This is a genomic window from Mesorhizobium sp. L48C026A00 (genome assembly GCF_000502375.1).
Lineage (GTDB): Bacteria > Pseudomonadota > Alphaproteobacteria > Rhizobiales > Rhizobiaceae > Mesorhizobium > Mesorhizobium muleiense.
This window is the reverse complement of record NZ_AYWU01000023.1, coordinates 50,751-70,539: the sequence shown is the minus strand read 5'-3', so window position 1 is coordinate 70,539 and position 19,789 is coordinate 50,751. Positions and strand designations below refer to the sequence as shown.

Here is a 19,789-nt window from a genome sequence, read left to right as displayed (position 1 = left end):
AAAGGAAGCTGTAGAACTTAATTTGCGCATCCTTGTCCGGCAGGTTTCGGGTTCATGCGCTGGAAGGAGTTGCGAATGAGACGGGTCGTAGTGACAGGCCTCGGCATCGTGTCGTCGATCGGCAACAATGCCAACGAGGTGCAGGCCTCGCTGCATGATGCCAGATCCGGCATCAGCTTCTCCGATTCCTTCGCCGAACACGGCTTCCGCTGCCAGGTCTGGGGAGCGCCGACGCTCGACCCCTCGGCGCTGATCGATCGCCGCGCCATGCGCTTCCTGTCGCAAGGTGCGGCCTGGAACCATGTCGCCATGGACCAGGCTATCGTGGACGCTGGACTTGGCGAGAGCGACATCACCAATGAGCGCACAGGTATCGTCATGGGATCGGGCGGACCATCGACCAGAACCATCGTCGAAGCCGCTGAAACCACGCTCAAGAACGGCAGCCCCAAGCGAATCGGCCCGTTCGCGGTGCCGAAGGCGATGTCGTCGACCGCTTCGGCGACGCTCGCCACCTGGTTCAAGATCCACGGCGTCAATTATTCGATCTCTTCGGCCTGCTCGACCTCGGCGCATTGCATCGGCAATGGCTACGAACTGATCCAGTGGGGCAAGCAGGACATGATCTTCGCCGGCGGCCATGAGGATCTCGACTGGACGATGTCGGACCTGTTCGACGCGATGGGCGCCATGTCCTCCAAGTTCAACGACCGGGCATCGGCTGCCTCGCGCGCCTATGACGTCGATCGCGACGGCTTCGTCATTGCCGGCGGCGCCGGCGTGCTGGTCCTGGAAGAGCTCGAGCACGCCAAGGCGCGCGGCGCCAAGATCTACGCCGAGGTCGTCGGCTATGGCGCGACCTCGGACGGCTTCGACATGGTGGCGCCCTCGGGCGAAGGCGCGGTGCGCTGCATGCGGCAGGCGCTGGCGACCGTCTCTTCGCCGGTCGACTACATCAACACGCACGGCACCTCGACGCCGGTCGGCGATTCCAGGGAAATGGGCGCGATCCGCGAGGTGTTCGGCGAAAACATGCCGTTCATCACCTCGACGAAATCACTGACCGGCCACTCGCTGGGTGCGGCCGGCGTGCAGGAATCGATCTACTCGATCCTGATGATGCAAGGCGGCTTCATCGGCGAGAGCGCCCATATCGAGCAGCTCGATCCGGAATTCGAGGGTATGCCGATCGTGCGAGAGCGCATCGACGATGCCAGGATCGACACCGTCTTGTCCAACTCGTTCGGTTTCGGCGGCACCAACGCAACGCTGATTTTCCAGCGCTATTCCGCATAAGGACTGCCGCCATGGACGGATTGATGAAGGGCAAGCGCGGGCTTGTCATGGGTGTCGCCAACGACCATTCGATCGCCTGGGGCATCGCCCGGAAACTGTCCGAACATGGGGCGGAACTCGCCTTCACCTATCAGGGCGAAGCCTTCGGGCGCCGGGTCAAGCCGCTCGCCGACAAGCTCGGCTCCTCGCTGGTCGTGCCTTGCGACGTCGAGGACAGCGCATCGGTTGCCGCTACCTTCGAGACCTTGGGCGAGGCCTGGGGCGGCCTGGACTTCGTCGTCCACGCCATCGGCTTTTCCGACAAGAACGAGCTGAAAGGCCTTTACGCCGACACCAGCCGCGACAATTTCGTCCGCACCATGGTCATCTCCTGCTATTCCTTCACCGAGGTCGCCCGTCATGCGGCCGCGCTGATGAAGGACGGCGGCTCGATGATCACACTGACCTATGCCGGTTCGGTCCGCGTCATGCCGAACTACAACGTCATGGGCGTCGCCAAGGCCGGGCTTGAAGCCAGCGTCCGCTATCTCGCCAACGACTACGGCCCGCGCGGCATCAGGGTGAACGGCATATCCGCCGGACCGGTGCGGACACTGGCCGGCGCCGGGATTTCCGACGCACGCCACATGTTTTCCTACCAGCAGCGCAATTCGCCGCTGCGCCGCACAGTGACCATCGACGAAGTCGGTGGTTCCGCGCTCTATCTGCTGTCCGACCTGTCGTCGGGCGTCACCGGCGAAATCCACTATGTCGATTCCGGCTACCACATCGTGTCGATGCCGGCGCTCGACGAGCTGAAGCGGACCGACAGCGGACGAGAGTAATTTCGGCCGCAGAAGATGCCTTAAAGCGCGTCGCGTTTGAATGGATTCATGCGACGCGCTTTAAGTTCTTGTTTATGCATGTCGTTATCGCAAAACCGCTGCGCACTTTTGCGCGACATGCATTGGTCCCGTGAACCAGCCTTCAGCGGCGCGCCGCGAAAACCTTGAACATGCCGTCGCGGGCGATCTCGGCATGGCTGGAGAAGGCGGCCGCCAGCACCGGCTCGTAGGGAAGCTGGCGGTTCGCCACCATGAACAGCCGCCCGCCCGGCTTCAGCGCCTTTGCCGCGGCGCGGATCATGCCGGCGCCGATCTCGGGCTCGGCCGCCCGGCTGCGATGGAAGGGCGGGTTCATGGCGATGGCGTCATAGCGCCGCTCGACCGGCTCGCTCAAAAGATCGATCCAGAAGAAATTGGGTTCCGTCGCTGTGTTGCCGATATTGCCTTTCGCCGCCTCCAGCGCATCGAACTCGGCCTCGTAGAGATCGAGCGCCGATATGCCAGGTGAGCGGGCGGCGATTTCGGCCGCCACATAGCCCCAGCCGGCGCAGAAATCGGCAACGCTGCCACGCAGATCGCCGGGCAGATTGTCGACCAGCAATCTCGAACCTGCATCGATCTTGTCGAAAGAGAACATGCCTGGCGCGGTGCGGAACCGATCCTCGACCAGAAGGGCTGGATTGGCGGCGCGAAGTGCCGTTGCGAGCGCAGCATCGGCAGGTTGATGAAACCAGAAGGCGATGCCGTGATGTTTCGGCAAATGGCCGTCGAGCGGCACAAGCTCGTCGATGCGCTTGCGCAGGCTGGCAATGCCATCGTCCTTGGCGCCGGCAACGACAATCGATCCGCCCGGCCTCACACACTCGATAGCCTCGGCGATGCGCAATTCGTTCTGCCCGCGATGGCGGCCGGCAAGCACCAATGCCGCATCGAAGCCTTCGCCCTCCAGGCGCGGCGTGACGGAGGAACCGGCCGCCTGCAGCGCGCGATAGTGCGGCCGGAAGCCTTGCACCAGATGCAGTGCTGCATCAAAACCTTCGGGCAGGCGGAAGCCCGGCTCAGCGCCCAGAAAGAGGACACGCTCGCCCTTACGCGGCAAGGAAACAGCCTCCGCCTCGAACGGATGGAACAGTGTCTTCAGCGGCTCAGCGGACATTTTTCGATCTCGAAGTGCAGCTGGCTTGACCAGAAAATGAAAGCGGGCGCGACCTGTCGGCGCGCCCGTTTCGATTGTTCGGTCAGATCGCTCAGGCGGCGTCTTCTTCGCCGTCGGCCTTCTTGTCGCGGGCGATTTCCTTGCCGGTGGCCTGGTCGACGACCTTCATCGACAGGCGTACCTTGCCGCGTTCGTCGAAGCCCATCAGCTTGACCCAGACCTTGTCGCCTTCCTTGACGACGTCCGAAGTCTTGGCGACGCGATCATTGGCGAGCTGCGAGATGTGGACGAGGCCGTCACGCGGACCGAAGAAGTTGACGAAAGCGCCGAAGTCGGCGGTCTTGACGACCGTGCCCTCGTAGATTTCGCCGACTTCCGGCTCGGCGACGATGGTGTGGATCCACTTCTTCGCCGCCTCGATCTCCTTGGCGTTGGACGAAGCGATCTTGACCGTGCCGTCGTCCTCGATGTTGATCTTGGCGCCGGTCTTTTCGACGATCTCGCGGATGACCTTGCCGCCCGAGCCGATCACGTCGCGGATCTTGTCGGTCGGGATGTGCATGACCTCGATGCGCGGCGCGAATTCGCCGAGTTCGGAGCGCGCGCCGGACAGCGCATGGCCCATTTCGCCGAGGATATGCTGGCGGCCGTCCTTGGCCTGATCCAGTGCGATCTTCATGATCTCCTCGGTGATGCCCTCGATCTTGATGTCCATCTGCAGCGAGGTGATGCCGTTGGCGGTGCCGGCAACCTTGAAGTCCATGTCGCCGAGATGGTCCTCGTCGCCGAGGATGTCGGAGAGCACCGCGAAGCGCTCGCCTTCCTTGATCAGACCCATGGCGATGCCGGCGACCGGCTTGGCCAGCGGCACACCGGCATCCATCAGCGCCAGCGAGGTGCCGCAGACGGTAGCCATCGACGACGAGCCGTTGGACTCGGTGATCTCCGAGACGACGCGCAGCGTGTAGGGGAACTGGTCCGATGTCGGCAGCATCGGGCGGATCGCGCGCCAGGCGAGCTTGCCGTGGCCGATTTCGCGGCGGCCGGGCGAACCCATGCGACCGGTTTCACCGACCGAATAGGGAGGGAAGTTGTAGTGAAGGAGGAACTTCTCCTTGTACATGCCGGTCAGCGAATCGACATACTGCTCGTCCTCGCCGGTGCCGAGCGTGGCGACGACCAGCGCCTGGGTCTCGCCGCGGGTGAACAGCGCCGAGCCGTGGGTGCGCGGCAGGACGCCGACTTCGGAGACGATCTTGCGAACCGTCTTCAGATCGCGGCCGTCGATGCGCGAACCGGTGTCGAGGATGTTCCAGCGCACGACCTTGGCCTGGAGCTCCTTGAACACGGTGCCGATCTGCTCGGACGTATACTTGGCTTCTTCGCCTTCGGCGGGTGCGAACGCAGCCTTGACCTTCGCCTTGACGGCGTCGACGGCGGCATAGCGCTTCTGCTTGTCGGTGATCTTGTAGGCATCGCGAAGCTCGCCTTCGACGATCTTCAGCATCTCGGCTTCAAGCGCCGAATAATCCGGCGCGGTGAAGTCACGCGGATCCTTGGCGGCGACTTCTGCCAGCTTGATGATGGCGTCGATCACCGGCTGGAAGCCGCGATGGCCGAACATGACGGCGCCGAGCATCAGATCCTCGCCGAGTTCCTTGGCTTCGGACTCGACCATCAGCACGGCGTCGGAGGTGCCGGCGACGATCAGGTCAAGCTTGGATTCCTGCATCTCGTCGACATGCGGATTGAGCACATATTCGCCGTTGATGTAGCCGACGCGGGCGCCGCCGATCGGACCCATGAAAGGGACGCCGGACAGCGTCAAAGCCGCCGAGGTGGCGACGATCGACAGGATGTCCGGGTCGTTTTCGAGATCATGCTGGACGACGGTGACAACGATCTGCGTGTCGTTCTTGTAACCGTCAGCGAAGAGTGGGCGGATCGGACGGTCGATGAGACGGGAAACCAGCGTTTCCTTTTCGCTCGGACGGCCTTCGCGCTTGAAATAGCCGCCCGGGATCTTGCCGGCGGCATAGGTCTTTTCCTGGTAGTTGACGGTCAGCGGGAAGAAATCGAGGCCCGGTTTTGGTTCCTTCATCGAAACGACGGTGGCGAGAACCTTGGTTTCGCCGTAGGTGGCGAGCACCGCGCCGTCAGCCTGGCGCGCAATCTTGCCGGTTTCGAGGATGAGCGGACGGCCGCCCCATTCGATTTCCACTTTGTGGTGATTGAACATGTCTTGTCCTTCATATGCGGAAAGGGCCGCGCCATTTCACCGTGCGCGAGTGCCCCTTTCCCTTGGCTTCGTTTCTCGGGCAGCCACGGGCAAGACAACGGGAAGCTCGGGTAAATCCGGCGCGGGTGCCGCGCGAGCGTCCTGCAATCCTGCCCCATGACCGTCCATGGGCGGTTTCGAATGGCCCTGTGCTATATCGAAACCGGGTCTGGCCAATCGATCCGACTGGCCTTGCGCATGACCCGAAAACCGCGGCTCTCGGAAATGCCTTGCGCAAATTCAAAGTTCAGAGCGTCCCATGTGCGCGTCCAAATCGAAGCGCGGCGCTCTACTTCCTTCATTGGAGCAACGGACTGCTCCAATGCGCGAGCGGCGGGCTCTCGAAAGAACCCGCCGGTCAATTCGTCAACGGCGCAGACCGAGCTTCTCGATCAGCGTCTGATAGCGCGCGTCGTCCTTGCGCTTGAGATAATCAAGCAGGCTGCGGCGCTGGGAGACGAGAGCGAGCAGACCACGGCGGGAATGGTTATCCTTCTTGTGGTCCTTGAAATGGTCGGTCAGGTTCTTGATGCGCTCGGAAAGGATGGCCACCTGGACTTCCGGAGACCCGGTATCGCCCTTAGCGGTTGCGAATTCACCCATCAATTCCTTCTTGCGCTCGGCAGTAATCGACATCGTGTTTTTCCTTATCTGTTTGAGGAAACGGGACGCCCTCGGCCGGGATGTCGTCCAGCAGGGGCCGGTACAAGCAACGTGGCATTGCACGATGCTGCGGCGCATATAGGGCAATTCAGGCAAAAACACCAGCCCAATTCACAAGCCGGCTTTTTGCTGCACAAACGAAGATTTCGCCTCGGCTAAAGCCACTTCTTCCATCTGAAGAAGGCGACAAGCCCGAGCGCGACAACGGCCATGAACACCAGCGCTGCCGGATAGCCGTATTGGGCCTTCAGCTCCGGCATGTTCCATGGCGAGGCTTCGGGATCGAAGTTCATGCCCCACACGCCAGCGAGAAAGGTGAGCGGGATGAAGATCACCGAGACGATCGTCAGATAGCTGATGACGTCGCTGGTGCGTGCCTGGCTCAACGACAGATGCATCTCGATCAGACTGGTCAGCATGTCGCGCTGGGTTTCGACCAGTTCGATGAGCCGAAGCGAGTGATCGAGCGTGTCGTTCAGGAAGATCTTGGTCTCGGGCTTGACATAGGGCACGTCGTTGCGGATCAGCGTCGCCAGCGCGTCGCGCATCGGCCAAAGCACCCCCTTCAGCACGTTGGCGTCGCGCCGCAACTCGTAAAGCCGCCGCATCTGGTGCTTGTCCGCCGCGCGCAGCATCTGGTCCTCGATGCTGTCGACCAAGTCGCCGGCGGTCTCGATCGGCGGGAAATAACTGTCGACAATGGCGTCGATCAGCGCATAGGCGAGATAGTCGGCGCCGCGTGAGCGCAGCCGGTTGGGCATCGAGCTTTCGATGCGCTTGCGCACGGGATCGAACGGATCGCCTTCGCGCTCCTGGAAGGTGACGACGAAGTTCCTGCCGAAGAAGACCGCGATCTGCTCGTAGCGGTGCGCGGTGACGTCGTCGATCATCCTGACGACGACGAAGGCATGGTCTTCGAAGAAATCCACCTTCGGCCGCTGGCCGGTGTTGACGACGTCTTCCAGCGCCAGCGGATGCAGGCTGAAAATCCGGCCGATCTCCTCGATCAGCGGGATGTTGGCGAGGCCGGTGCAGTCGAGCCAGATGACCGGCCATGCGTTGCAATGAGCATTCAGGTCGTCGATGCTGGCATCTTCGATTGTCTCGAATTTGTCGGGCGACATCAGTGTCAGTCGCAGTTCGCTGCGCCGCGCCGTAGGGTCGGCGATCAGTGTGCCCGGTGATGCGCCGATCGGCGGCCGCCGTGCTGTCACCGGCGCCCGCTTCCTGATCGTCTCGGCCTTTGCCATGTGCCCCTCGAATGTACCTCTGATCAAGATTAGACGAGGGGGCTCAGCCGGCAAAGACTCGCTTCGGCTTGAACATGCCTTGCTCGATGGCGCCGATGGCGACCAGCTTGCCGCGCGCCGTGGCGCAGGCTTCCTCGGCTTCCACCGGCGCGTCGCGACCACGGATGATGACCGGATTGCCGAGGCGGATTTTTGTTGCCGCGTCGTCGCTGATCGCGATCTGCGGCAGGCAGTCGAGCGCGGCTGACGTGTCGACCAGAAACGCGTCGATGGCGTCGAAGTCGACCGGCACCGTGTCCGCTGAATCCGAACCCTCGTCGCCCTGTTCGCCGAAGCGGGCGGCTTCCAGCTCGGCGATGGTGACGAAGTCTTCCTGCGTGAACGGCTCTACCTCGATCCGGCGCAGTTCGGCGATGTGACCGAAACAGCCGAGATCGCGGCCCATGTCGCGGGCCAGCGAGCGGACATAGGTGCCCTTGCCGCATTCGACCTCGAAAATGGTGCTGTCAGCACTGTGCTCGATCAGGTCGAGGCGGCCGATCTCGACTTCCCGCGCCGGAATGTCGACCGTCGCGCCGTCGCGGGCAAGATCATAGGCGCGCTCGCCTGCGATCTTGATGGCCGAAAATTGCGGCGGCGTCTGCATGATGACGCCGGTGTATTTTGGCATCAGCAAAAGCACATCGGCTTCAGCCGGACGCTGGTCGGAGCTTTTCGTCACCGGCCCTTCGAGGTCATCGGTCGAACGCTCCTCACCCCAGGCAACCGTGAAGCGGTAGACCTTGGCGCCATCCTGGACATAGGGGACGGTCTTGGTCGCTTCGCCGAGCGCGATCGGCAGCATGCCGGAAGCGAGCGGGTCGAGCGTGCCGGCATGGCCGGCCTTTTCCGCCTGGAACAGCCATTTGATCTTGGAGACGGCTTCGGTCGAACCCATGCCGACGGGTTTGTCCAGCACCAGCCAGCCGGAGATCGGCCGACCCTTCTTCTTGCCGCGACGCGCCACTATTTTTCGTCCTTGTCGTTGTCTTTGTTATGGTCGCCGATCTGGGCGTCTGGGCTGAGATCGCGCGCCACTTCGGGCGAGTGCAACAATTCGTTGATCTTCTGGAAATTGTCGTAGCTGGTGTCGAGCCGGAAGCGGAATTCCGGCATGTACTTCATCTGCCGGAGCGCGCCGGAAACGCGGCCGCGCACGAATTTCGCATGCTTGTTGAGCGCCTCGACCACCGCATCGGCATCACTGGCGCCAAGCGGCGAGACGAAAGCGGTGGCGATCTTCAGATCGGGCGACATGCGCACCTCCGAGACCGAAACCACCGAATTCTCGATCAGCGGATCGAGGATCTCGCCACGTTGCAAGGTTTCCGACAGCGCATGCCGCACCTGCTCGCCGACGCGAAGCATGCGCTGGGATGGACCTGACGTGGTTGAACGGGGCATTTTTCTCTATCCTGAAATCGTGAGGCACGGGATGGGACCGCGCCGCATGTCTCATATGCTTTAAAGCCTGATCCATCCCGATAGAAATCGGAATGGATCAGGCTCTATTTTTTGTTGACCATGATCCTCTCCGAACCCGGATACCACTTTTCGGGATCATGGTTTAGGCGGCAGCCTTTCGACCACCGCCCGGTCTGTAAATGCTCGAACTCAAGTTGCTCGAACTCAGAGCGTCCTGGTCACCATCTCGACGCGGAAGCACTCGATGACGTCGCCGACGCGCATGTCTTCGTAGTTCTGGAAGGCCATGCCGCATTCCTGGCCACCCGGAACCTCCGCAACTTCGTCCTTGAAGCGCTTCAGCGTCTTCAGCGTGCCTTCGTGGATGACGACGTTGTCGCGGATCAGGCGAACGCCCGCACCGCGCTCGACCTTGCCTTCGGTGACACGGCAGCCGGCGATCTTGCCGACCTTGGTGATGTCGAAGATCTCGAGGATCTCGGCATTGCCGATGAAGGTCTCGCGACGCTCCGGCGACAGCAGGCCGGACAGCGCCGCCTTCACGTCATCCACGAGGTTGTAGATGATCGAGTAATAGCGGATCTCGATGCCTGCGGCCGCAGCCGCCGCACGCGCCTGCACATTGGCGCGAACGTTGAAGCCGATGATTGCGGCGCCCGAGGTTTCCGCCAGCGAGACATCGCTTTCGGTGATGCCGCCGGCGCCCGCATGAACGATGCGCGCACGCACCTCGTCGGTGCCGAGCTTGTCCAGCGCTGCGCTGATCGCCTCGATCGAGCCCTGCACGTCGCCCTTGATGACCAGCGGGAATTCCTTTAGCCCGCTCGTCTGCAGTTGCGACATCATCTGTTCGAGCGAACCACGCTGGCCGGCATGCTTGGCCACCGCCTTCTCACGCGCCAGACGCTGGCGATATTCGGTGATCTCGCGGGCGCGGGCCTCGTTGTTGACGACGGCGAAGCGGTCGCCGGCCTGCGGGGTTCCCTGCAGACCGAGCACTTCCACGGGCATCGCCGGCGGCGCTTCCTTGATCTGCCCGCCACGGTCGTTGACCAGCGCGCGCACCCGGCCCCATTCGTTACCGGCAACGAGGATGTCGCCAGGCATCAGCGTGCCGGTCTGGACCAGCACCGTGGCGACGGGGCCGCGGCCCTTGTCGAGCTGAGCTTCGATGACGACGCCCTCGGCGGTGCGGTCCGGATTGGCCTTCAGGTCGAGGATTTCGGCCTGCAGCAGGATCGCTTCGAGCAGCTTGTCGAGATTGGTGCCCTTGGTCGCCGACACTTCGACGTCCAGCACCTCGCCGCCCATCGATTCGACGAAGACTTCGTGGCGCAGTAGTTCCGAGCGCACCTTCTGCGGGTCGGCGTCATGCTTGTCGATCTTGTTGATCGCCACAATGATCGGAACGCCGGCCGCCTTGGCATGGCTGATCGATTCGATCGTCTGCGGCATCACGCTGTCGTCGGCCGCCACTACCAGGATGGCGATGTCGGTCGCCTGAGCGCCACGGGCGCGCATTGCCGTGAAGGCGGCGTGGCCGGGCGTATCGATGAAGGTGATCTTGTTACCGTTCTTCTCGACCTGATAGGCGCCGATATGCTGGGTGATGCCGCCGGCCTCGCCGGACACGACATTGGCATTGCGGATGGCATCGAGCAGCGACGTCTTGCCGTGATCGACATGGCCCATGATGGTCACCACCGGCGGGCGCGGCTCGAGGTCTTCGGGACGATCGGCGATGTTGAAGAGGCCTTCCTCGATGTCGGACTCGGCGACGCGGCGAACCGTGTGGCCGAATTCGGTAGCGACCAGTTCGGCCGTGTCGGCGTCGATGACGTCGCCCGGCTTCAGGATCTGGCCCTGTTTCATGAAGAACTTGACCACATCGACGGCGCGCTCGGACATGCGCTGCGCCAGTTCCTGGATGGTGATGGTTTCGGGAAGTATCACTTCGCGCATGACTTTCTCGCGCGGTTCGTTATGCAGCGCGCGCTTAAATTTCTCCTGGCGCCGACGCATCGACGACAGCGAACGCGCCCGCGCATCCTCATCGGAAAGTGCGGCATTCAGCGTCAGCTTGCCGCGGCGGCGATCTTCCTCGCCCTTAGTCGGCTTGGCCGGACGCGCCACTTCGGGCGTGACCGGACGGCGCACCGGGGCACCGGCGCCGGTCCGCTTCGGCTTGATGTCCTCGTCGTCGACTGTCGCCAGTTCGGCGGTCAGCGGCGCGCGGCGGCGCGCCTCTTCCTCGGCACGCCGGCGGGACTCGGCCTCGGCCTGCAGCCGGGCTTCTTCCTCGGCCTGGCGGCGCGCGGATTCCTCGCGCTCGCGACGGCGGCGCTCTTCATCCTCGGCGCGGCGCTTGGCCTCGTCGATGGCGCGCTGGCGATCCTCGACGTCGCGCACCTTCGAACCCTCAAGAGCCCGGCGGCGCGCCTCCATTTCATCGCGCGACAATTGGTTCAGCACCATGCCGCCGCGTTCGACCGGCGGCGGAGGCGGCGGCGCCTTGGGCGCTTCCTGCACAACCGGCGCTGCCGCGACCGGTGGCTTCGGCGTGAAGACGGACACAGGGGCAGCAGCCGGCTCCGGCTTGTCACCGGGCAGCGAGAACTTGCGCTTCTTGGTCTCGACCACGACCGCCTTGGTGCGGCCATGCGAGAAGCTCTGGCGCACGGTGCCCTGTTCCGTACCGGGGCGCTTCAGCGTCAAAGTCTTCTTCGGCGTAACACTCAACGTCTTGTCGTCGCCCGATTTCGTATCGCTCATTCCATATCCTCTGCGGCATCATCTTCGTCAGCAACGGCCGCAAGCATTGCCAGATCGTCCGGGGAACCGCCCCGATACCGGTCGAGCGCAACCATGCGCTTCTGGACCGCCCTGCCCGCGTCTCCCGCGAGAACGGCAGCATGTATCACATTTGTACCCCCCAATGCCAAGCTCAACTCGGCCTCGGAGAAAAGTTTGTAGGCAAGGATGGCGGGGCCACCGAGGTGGACGATTGCCCGTCGCGCCTGGCTGATCTTGCGGACGCCGTCATCTGACGCCTCGGTCGCATGCAACACGAAAAGCGCCAGCCCACCACGCACCGCGCTCTCAACCTTGGTGGCGCCGAGCGCGATCGCGCCTGCCTTGCGGGCAAGACCGAGCATGCCCAGAGCGTATCTGGAAAGCAGCCCGTCGACCATGCCGCCGAGATCGGTCGGCACGGTCACCTGCGCCTTGAAGGCGCGAGCGAACAGGTTTTTCGCTGCCGCCTTGTCGATATGTAGGCGGTCGGCAGTCACCCAGCAACCGCGTCCGGGCAGGTTTTTCTTGATATCCGGAACGACGGCCGAATCCGGGCCGACGACGAAACGGATCAGTTCATCCGGTTCGGCCTGTCTGCGCGTGACGATGCAAGTGCGATCGTTCATCTCGTCCAAGGGCGGCTTGTGTGCGATGCGGTTTCACCTCACGCACCAACGGCTTCGTCAGCCGGCACGTCTTCGGCTGCAAGCTCGTCTTCGGTGATCCAGCCGGCCTTGAGGCGAGCAGCCAGAACCATCTGTTCAGCATCGGCCCGCGACACGCCGTGATTGGCGAGCACGCCCGGGAATACCTTCGTCTCGCCGTCCTTGCGTTCCTTCCAGCCGGTCAGATCATCGGCTGCATAGCCGGCGAAATCCTCGATCGTCTTCACGCCATCCTCGCCGAGCGTCACCATCATGGCGGTGGTCACGCCTGGAATCTCACGCAATTCGTCCTTGACGCCGAGCGCCTTACGCTTCTCGTCATGCTCGGCTTCGATCTTCTCCAGATATTCGCGGGCGCGAGCCTGGATTTCCGAGGCGGTGTCCTCGTCGAAGCCATCGATCGACGCGATCTCGTCGGCATCGACATAGGCGACTTCCTCGACGCTGGTGAAGCCTTCGGAGGCGAGCACCTGGCCGACCATCTCGTCGACGTTGAGCGCATCCATGAACAGAGCCGAGCGTTCGACGAACTCCTTCTGGCGTCGCTCGCTCTCTTCCTGCTCGGTCAGGATGTCGATATCCCAGCCGGTGAGCTGCGAGGCGAGCCGGACGTTCTGGCCGCGGCGGCCGATGGCCAGCGACAGCTGGTCGTCCGGCACCACGACCTCGATGCGTTCGGCATCCTCGTCGAGCACGACCTTGGCGACTTCCGCCGGCTGCAGCGCGTTGACGATGAAGGAAGCGGCCGAAGGCGACCACGGAATGATGTCGATCTTTTCGCCCTGTAATTCGCCGACCACCGCCTGAACGCGGCTGCCGCGCATGCCGACACAGGCGCCGACCGGATCGATGGAACTGTCACGCGAGATGACGGCGATCTTGGCGCGCGAACCCGGATCGCGGGCGACCGACTTGATCTCGATAATGCCGTCGTAGATTTCCGGCACTTCCATGGTGAACAGCTTCGCCATGAACTGCGGATGGGTGCGAGACAGGAATATCTGCGGACCGCGCTGCTCGCGGCGCACGTCATAGACATAGGCGCGGACGCGATCGCCATATTTGTAATTTTCGCGCGGGATCAGCTCGTCGCGACGGATTATCGCCTCACCGCGGCCGAGATCGACGATGACGTTGCCGTATTCGACGCGTTTGACAGTACCGTTGACGATCTCGCCGATACGGTCCTTGTACTCGTCGTACTGGCGGTCACGCTCGGCCTCGCGCACCTTCTGCACGATGACCTGCTTGGCCGACTGGGCGGCGATGCGGCCGAAATCCATCGGCGGCAGCTGTTCGGCAATGAAGTCGCCGAGCTGGGCGTCGGGATTGCGCTCACGCGCCGAGGATATGGCGATCTGCGTCGCATAGTCGTCGACCTTCTCCACCACTTCCATCAGCCGCTGCAGCTTCATCTCGCCGGTATTCGGATTGATGTCGGCACGGATGTTGGTTTCCTGGCCATAGCGCGAGCGCGCCGCCTTCTGGATCGCATCGGCCATGGCGGCGATGACGATCGACTTGTCGATCGACTTCTCACGCGCGACCGCATCGGCGATCTGCAGCAGTTCAAGCCTGTTTGCGCTTACAACCATCTTTTTTCTCCCGAGCTTGTTGCCGAGCCTTTGCGCCCGGCAGCCCAATCACATTTCCTGTTCGGTTTCATCTTCCGCGCCCGCTTCTACGTCCGCTTCCACGCCCTCTGGCGCGTCTTCGGGCTCGCCGCGGCGCTTCTTGGCTTCCTTGCGCGCCCTGTTGTCCTTCGACAGTGCGTCGCGGATAAGGTCGTCGGTCAGGATCAGCCGTGCTTCGGCAATCGAATCGTAGGGCACACGCACCGTCGGCTGTTCGCCATAGGCCGCCTTGTCGCGCTCGATCAGCACGCCGTCCGCGTCGCTCTCGGCGATCTTGCCCTTGAAGCGCTTGCGGTCGGCGACGAGGACCGAGGTTTCCATCTTCACCAGATGGCCCGTCCAGGTCGCGAAATCCGACTTGCGGACCAGCGGCCGGTCGATTCCCGGCGACGACACTTCGAGATGATACGCCTTTTCGATCGGATCATCGACATCGAGCGCCGGCGACACTGCCCGGCTGACCTCTTCGCAATCCTCGACGGTCATGGTGCCGTCCTCGCGTTCGGCCATGATCTGCAGCGTCAGCCCGTTCTGGCCCGTCAGATGCACCCTGACAAGGCGGAAGCCAATGGCACGCAGAACCGGCTGCACGATCAGCGCGATGCGCGCATCGATGCCGCTTTCGCGGATGATGCGGTCGTCGCTGTCGGGTACCGTTGCCGTCATTCTATTCCTGTCGCTTCGTCGGCGGCCGGAAGGTAACAAAAAAGAGCGGGACCGGGTGGACCCACTCTTCGCCATACCGACCAAGAATTTGAGCCTGATATAGACGATCGCAGCCGTCGTTTCAAGTCCGCATGCAGTCCGTGTCGGTAAGCAGATGAATTGTCCGCATGCAGGGTGGGCGAAACTGTTGGGGGCGGCAGCGTTGCACAGGGCGCATGGCGGCCATGCGCCAACGTCCCTGTGATATCAGGCAGTACGCGCCTATCTATGCTGCGTTGCACAAAATCAATCACGCATTGCAGCAGGCGAAAGGGCATAATCATGACCAACCACAAGGTTTTCTCGGCCATCGGCGATTTCTTCACCGTCTTCGGCAGCGCCGTCGCCGCTTCGCACGCCGTCGAAGCCGGCCGCAAGCCGCGCGCACGCGATCTGCGCAATCTCGGCATGGATCCGGCCGCCTTCAACAAGATCGGCCGCTTCTAAGTCTAAGTCCGGCGACGCATGGACGAGGACATCTCTGGTCCTCATCGACGTCAAAGCGCACCTAGGCGCGCTTTGAACAGGACTATCTTCGGACGAAGGTGAGGTAGGCTGGCCGCCGGCCTTCGCGAACGGCCTTCGCCTCGTAGCGTGTACCCGGCCAACCCTTATAAGGCCGCTGCCAGTCGGCTGCCTCTTCAGCCTGCCACGCAAACGCTTCATGTGCCCGGCAGTGCAGCAGCGTCCAGTTCACATAGCTATCGATATCGGACGCAAAGCGGAATGTTCCGCCTGACGTCAGCACGCGCGCGAAACGGTCGAGATTGACCGGACTGACGAAGCGGCGCTTCCAGTGTTTCTTCTTCGGCCAGGGATCGGGATAGAGAAGGTCGATGCCGCCGAGCGAGGCTTGCGGGAGCCAGTCGAGCAGGCGCGTGGCGTCGTCGTCATAGACCCGAAGATTGGCAAGCGGCCGTTCCCTGACCGCCATCATCATCTTGGCCATGCCGTTGACGAAAGGCTCGACGCCGACAAAACCGGTCTCAGGAGCCGCCGTCGCCCGATGCAGCAGGTGCTCGCCGCCACCAAAACCAATTTCGAGATGAATGGCGCGGACATCGGCTTCGAACAGGCTGTGCAAGTCGGCCGGCGGTCCGGCCGTCAGATCAAGCCGGTAGGTGCTGAAACCGCTTTCCAGTGCCGCTGCCTGCTGCGGACGGATGGCCTTGCCGCGCCGGCGACCGAAAAATGCTTCGGTCGCACGGCTTGGCCGGTCTTTCGGATCCATGTCTTCCGGATCTATGGACGCCGCGGCTAGGCCGCGACTGCTTCGGCAGGCGCTTCGGCGAGTGCGTCCTTGAGAGCCTTGGCGAGGTCGGTCTTTTCCCAGGAGAAGGACCCGTCGCGGCCGGCCTTGCGGCCGAAATGACCATAAGACGACGTCTTGGCATAAATCGGCTTGTTGAGATCGAGATGGCGGCGGATGCCGGACGGCGACAGATCCATCACGGTGCGCAGCGCCTGCTCGAGCTTTGCCTCATCGACCCTGCCGGTGCCGTGCAGGTCGACATAGACCGACAGCGGCTGGGCCACGCCTATGGCGTAGGAAAGCTGGATGGTGCAGCGATCGGCGAGCTTCGCCGCCACCACGTTCTTGGCGAGGTAGCGGGCCGCATAGGCCGCGGAACGGTCGACCTTGGTGGTGTCCTTGCCGGAAAAAGCCCCGCCGCCATGAGGCGCAGCACCGCCGTAAGTGTCGACGATGATCTTGCGCCCGGTCAGGCCGGCGTCGCCGTCGGGCCCGCCGATGACGAACTTGCCTGTCGGGTTGATGTACCAGTTGCAGCTGTCGGCGATCTTCAGGTCGCCCAGCGCCTCGCGAATATAGGGTTCGACGACGTTGCGAACCTTCTTCGAATCCCAGCTGGCGTCGAGGTGCTGGGTGGACAACACGATTTGCGTCACTTCCGCCGCCTTGCCGTCGATATAGCGGACGGTGACCTGGCTCTTGGCGTCCGGCCCGAGCCGGCCGGCATCGCCGTTGCCTTCATGGCGCGCGGCGGCCAGCAGTTCGAGGATCTTGTGGCTGTAGTAGATCGGCGCCGGCATCAGATCCGGGGTCTCGCGGCAGGCATAGCCGAACATGATGCCCTGGTCGCCGGCCCCTTCCTCGCCTTGCCGGTCGGAGGCATTGTCGACGCCCTGGCCGATATCCGGCGACTGGCCATGCAGCAGAACCTCGATCTTTGCCGTCTTCCAGTGGAAACCAGCCTGTTCATAGCCGATTTCGCGGATCGCCTTGCGGGCGGCCGACTTGAACTTGGCCGGATTGACGAGCGGATGACCGGCGGCATCCATCAGGATGTTGCCGGCCTTGTCCTTCTTGAGCAGGGTCTCGGGGACGCGCACCTCGCCGGCGATGACGACGCGATTCGTGGTCGCCAGCGTTTCGCAGGCGACGCGGACCTTCCAGGGGTCCATGCCGGTCTTTCTGGCCTCGCGATAGACCAGATCGACGATCTCGTCGGAGATACGGTCGCAGACCTTGTCGGGATGACCCTCGGCAACGGATTCCGAGGTGAATAGATAGTTTTGCCGCGTCACGGGTGTCCCCTCTTGAAAAATCATCGGCACGCTGCCGATTGGCGCGCCACGTGTTAGCTGTGCCGGGCAGCGCTCGTCAAGCGGTGGGCACCATTATCTTGTACCACTTTGACCGCCGGCAGGATGCCGCCAGCCTGCTTGGCTCCAGCACGTGCTTTAGCTTCAACACGTTGATGGAGAAAGACTTTGAGCATGGCTGTCGAGCAAAATCGATCCGCCCTCCTGCACGCCTGCGGGATGTAAATTCCACGATGCGCGAGAATCGCAAGAAATTGCCTGCCCGCAATGACGGCTTCGCTATCTTCGACTTTTCAACGGCTACCCAATCAATCGACCCAGACCAATCTGCGTAATCAATCGACTGCGTCGGAGGAAAGGGCCTTCACAAGCTCGATAACCTTGCGGCGTATCTTCACGTCGGTGATCTTGACGAAGGCCCGGTTCAGTTGAAGACCTTCAGGACTGCCGCAGAATTCGACGGCAGAAGCCATTGATGCATCCTCGGCAAATCCGCGGTTGCCCACGGCCTCCTGGCCCGGCGCGTCCTCGAAAAAGAAAGCGACAGGCACACCCAGTATCGAGGCGATTGCCTGCAAACGGCTGGCGCCAACGCGATTGGTACCCTTTTCGTATTTCTGTATCTGCTGAAACGTTATACCGAGGTTCTCGCCCAGCTTTTCCTGGCTCATTCCCAACATATTGCGACGAAGCCTGATGCGACTTCCGACATGGATGTCGATAGGATTCGGCTTCTTCTTGTTTTCTTCTGCCATTTTTTCCTCGCCGAATTTTTCCGGCCTTTTGTGTTTTTTCTGCCCAAAACGAAGCCGGCGGCCAGTGCCCCAACAGAACCGACGTGCTGACTTCGAGAAATTTCAGGCGGTTACAGTATGAGTTTCTAATGTGTCGACTGTCAATTCGCCCGTAGCCGTTGCCTTACATTCATTGTGAAAGCGGCGAGAGCGAACAGCAACATGATCATCAGTCCATTAATGCGTCTTTGGCTGGAAGAAACGATGGCTCGATTGGAAATCGGCACGTGGACATCGATGGCTCCGCGGGCGTCGATCGCCAGCGCGTCGAGGATGTGTCCGCGCGGATCGACGACAGCGGAAATGCCGTTATTGGCTGCACGCAACAATGGCACCCCGTTCTCCACCGCACGAATCTGCGCCTGCCTGAAATGCTGGTACGGACCCGGCGTGTCACCGAACCACGCGTCGTTCGTGACATTCACAATAAGCTCAGCTGACGTTGCGTCAACCGCCACCAGATCGGGAAAGATGACTTCGTAGCAAATGAACGGAAGCACGCGGATGCCGCCGGGCAACGCGATCGGGTGCCGCTCATTGCCCGCCGCGTAGGTTGTCGGCCCGGCGACGAGTTGTTTGAGCCCCAAGCGGCCAAGCAGGTCGGCAAAAGGCAGATATTCGCCAAAGGGCACCAGATGAACCTTGTCGACTGCATCGGCGATTTGACCGTTGTCGTCGATCGCCACCACCGAATTGTAGTACCGCCTGTCGGCATCATCCGCCGACCCGCCTTCCTCCCGGACGACGCCGGCGATCAGCGTCTGGCCGTCGCCAAGCATCTCTCCCAGCGCGGTCAGCGCATCGGGACGTTCGGCGAAAAAAAACGGCACGGAAGTTTCCGGCCACAGGATCAATTGCGGCTTGGCATGACCAGTCTCTGGCGCCTTGGCCGAAAGCCCCATCAGTGTAGCGAAAATCCGGTCGGGCACTGAAGGGTCCCACTTTTCGCTGAGGTCGACGGCCGGCTGCACGATGCGGACGTCGATTGCGCGGGTTGCGGGTTCGACCTTGGCAGCAAGCCTGACATAGCCGAAGCCGACATGGGCCGCGACGAGAACGGCAGCCAGTGCACCCCCAAGGCGGATATGCCGGCGCGCCGCAAGCAGGGCCGGCAAGGCAAAGACGAAGACCGCCAGCGCGTTGATGCCGACCATGCCGGTCACCGACACGCTCTGCATAAGCAAGGGCACCGGCATCGCCGCGTAGCCGACGGCATTCCAGGGAAAGCCGGTGAACAGAAAGTCGCGCAGCCATTCCGCCAAGCCGAAGCCGAAGGCAAGGGCGGCGATGCGGCCGATGTCGTTGCTCCACAGCAGCCGGGCAACCGCTGTCGCGAAGCCATAGAAAAAGGCGAGCGCCAGCGGAATTCCGACCACTGCGAAGGGAAGCGCCCAGGCGAAACTGTCGGCCTCGACTAGGAGTGCTGAGCCGATCCACCACAATCCGGCGAGAAAATAGCCGAAGCCGAACCACCAGCCGACGGCGAAGGCCGGCCGCAAATGCCGGAACCAGCCATCGGAGGCTTCGCCAGTTGCGCCGTCGAGGAGCCAGACCAGCAGCGGAAACGAAACGAAACAGACGGCGAAGAAATCATAAGGCGCCTGGGCAAGAACCGCCAGCGCACCGGCAAGAAACGCCACAAGCGCGCGGCGCCAGCCCCACAGCAGAATTATCCGGCCGGCCAGGCGCTTCATCGATGCTT

18 protein-coding genes are annotated in these 19,789 nt (G+C 62.5%); 4 read left to right on the top strand and 14 right to left on the bottom strand.

Annotated features, from left to right (window positions below; translation table 11 throughout):
- Positions 1–75 precede the first annotated feature (75 nt).
- Together fabB and fabI are read left to right on the top strand one after the other, a co-directional pair.
- Entirely contained in the window at positions 76–1,296 is a 1,221-nt protein-coding gene (gene fabB / locus X738_RS71275; protein WP_023802126.1) for a beta-ketoacyl-ACP synthase I, read from the top strand.
- Between the two features lie 11 nt (positions 1,297–1,307).
- Positions 1,308–2,120 carry an enoyl-ACP reductase FabI gene (gene fabI, locus X738_RS71270; protein WP_023802125.1) on the top strand — a complete coding sequence of 271 codons (813 nt, stop codon included), beginning with the start codon at positions 1,308–1,310 and terminating at the stop codon, positions 2,118–2,120.
- Between the two features lie 142 nt (positions 2,121–2,262).
- On the opposite strand, the gene X738_RS71265 is transcribed toward fabI, so the two are convergent.
- The 10 genes from X738_RS71265 to rimP all read right to left on the bottom strand — a co-directional run bounded on the left by X738_RS71265 (position 2,263) and on the right by rimP (position 14,689).
- A complete protein-coding gene (locus X738_RS71265; RefSeq protein ID WP_023802124.1) occupies positions 2,263–3,276 on the bottom strand; it encodes a class I SAM-dependent methyltransferase in 1,014 nt (337 codons plus the stop codon).
- Positions 3,277–3,367: 91 nt separating this feature from the next.
- Positions 3,368–5,515 (bottom strand): polyribonucleotide nucleotidyltransferase, encoded by a 2,148-nt coding sequence (gene pnp / locus X738_RS71260; RefSeq protein WP_023802123.1) that lies wholly within the window; start codon positions 5,513–5,515, stop codon positions 3,368–3,370.
- A 405-nt stretch (positions 5,516–5,920) separates the two neighbouring features.
- Positions 5,921–6,295: a 30S ribosomal protein S15 gene (rpsO, locus tag X738_RS71255; protein WP_274609416.1), complete on the bottom strand. Its 375-nt coding sequence runs from the start codon at positions 6,293–6,295 to the stop codon at positions 5,921–5,923.
- Between the two features lie 77 nt (positions 6,296–6,372).
- Positions 6,373–7,467: a magnesium/cobalt transporter CorA gene (corA, locus tag X738_RS71250; RefSeq protein WP_023802121.1), complete on the bottom strand. Its 1,095-nt coding sequence runs from the start codon at positions 7,465–7,467 to the stop codon at positions 6,373–6,375.
- Between the two features lie 43 nt (positions 7,468–7,510).
- Positions 7,511–8,473 (bottom strand): tRNA pseudouridine(55) synthase TruB, encoded by a 963-nt coding sequence (gene truB, locus X738_RS71245; RefSeq protein ID WP_023802120.1) that lies wholly within the window; start codon positions 8,471–8,473, stop codon positions 7,511–7,513.
- Positions 8,473–8,910, bottom strand: coding sequence for a 30S ribosome-binding factor RbfA (rbfA, locus tag X738_RS71240; RefSeq protein WP_023802119.1), 438 nt, complete (start codon positions 8,908–8,910; stop codon positions 8,473–8,475). The genes truB and rbfA overlap by 1 nt, the downstream gene beginning before the upstream one ends.
- Positions 8,911–9,135: 225 nt before the next feature.
- Positions 9,136–11,703: a translation initiation factor IF-2 gene (gene infB, locus X738_RS71235; protein WP_023802118.1), complete on the bottom strand. Its 2,568-nt coding sequence runs from the start codon at positions 11,701–11,703 to the stop codon at positions 9,136–9,138.
- Positions 11,700–12,350, bottom strand: a complete 651-nt coding sequence (locus X738_RS71230) for an RNA-binding protein (protein WP_023802117.1) — start codon at positions 12,348–12,350, stop codon at positions 11,700–11,702. Before X738_RS71230 ends, infB begins: the two co-directional genes overlap by 4 nt.
- A gap of 38 nt (positions 12,351–12,388) precedes the next feature.
- On the bottom strand, positions 12,389–13,984 hold the full coding sequence (nusA, locus tag X738_RS71225; protein WP_023802116.1) for a transcription termination factor NusA: 1,596 nt from the start codon (positions 13,982–13,984) through the stop codon (positions 12,389–12,391).
- A 48-nt stretch (positions 13,985–14,032) separates the two neighbouring features.
- Entirely contained in the window at positions 14,033–14,689 is a 657-nt protein-coding gene (rimP, locus tag X738_RS71220) for a ribosome maturation factor RimP (protein WP_023802115.1), read from the bottom strand.
- Between the two features lie 321 nt (positions 14,690–15,010).
- Between rimP and X738_RS83355 the strand changes: the two genes are divergently transcribed.
- Positions 15,011–15,175 carry a hypothetical protein gene (locus X738_RS83355; RefSeq protein ID WP_023802114.1) on the top strand — a complete coding sequence of 55 codons (165 nt, stop codon included), beginning with the start codon at positions 15,011–15,013 and terminating at the stop codon, positions 15,173–15,175.
- A gap of 82 nt (positions 15,176–15,257) precedes the next feature.
- Here the strand turns inward: X738_RS83355 and trmB are convergent, their stop codons facing one another.
- Together trmB and metK are read right to left on the bottom strand one after the other, a co-directional pair.
- Positions 15,258–15,959 (bottom strand): tRNA (guanine(46)-N(7))-methyltransferase TrmB, encoded by a 702-nt coding sequence (trmB, locus tag X738_RS71215; protein WP_023802113.1) that lies wholly within the window; start codon positions 15,957–15,959, stop codon positions 15,258–15,260.
- A 26-nt stretch (positions 15,960–15,985) separates the two neighbouring features.
- Entirely contained in the window at positions 15,986–17,299 is a 1,314-nt protein-coding gene (gene metK / locus X738_RS71210) for a methionine adenosyltransferase (protein WP_210163894.1), read from the bottom strand.
- 26 nt (positions 17,300–17,325) lie between these two features.
- Here metK and X738_RS71205 point away from each other — a divergent pair, with 26 nt between their 5' ends.
- The gene (locus X738_RS71205) at positions 17,326–17,628 is read left to right on the top strand and encodes a hypothetical protein (protein ID WP_156942674.1); all 303 of its coding nucleotides are present in this window, start codon (positions 17,326–17,328) and stop codon (positions 17,626–17,628) included.
- On the opposite strand, the gene X738_RS71200 is transcribed toward X738_RS71205, so the two are convergent.
- Entirely contained in the window at positions 17,629–18,048 is a 420-nt protein-coding gene (locus tag X738_RS71200) for a helix-turn-helix domain-containing protein (RefSeq protein ID WP_023802110.1), read from the bottom strand. It abuts the gene before it with no gap.
- 140 nt (positions 18,049–18,188) lie between these two features.
- Positions 18,189–19,781 carry an apolipoprotein N-acyltransferase gene (gene lnt, locus X738_RS71195; protein ID WP_023802109.1) on the bottom strand — a complete coding sequence of 531 codons (1,593 nt, stop codon included), beginning with the start codon at positions 19,779–19,781 and terminating at the stop codon, positions 18,189–18,191.
- Positions 19,782–19,789: the final 8 nt, after the last annotated feature.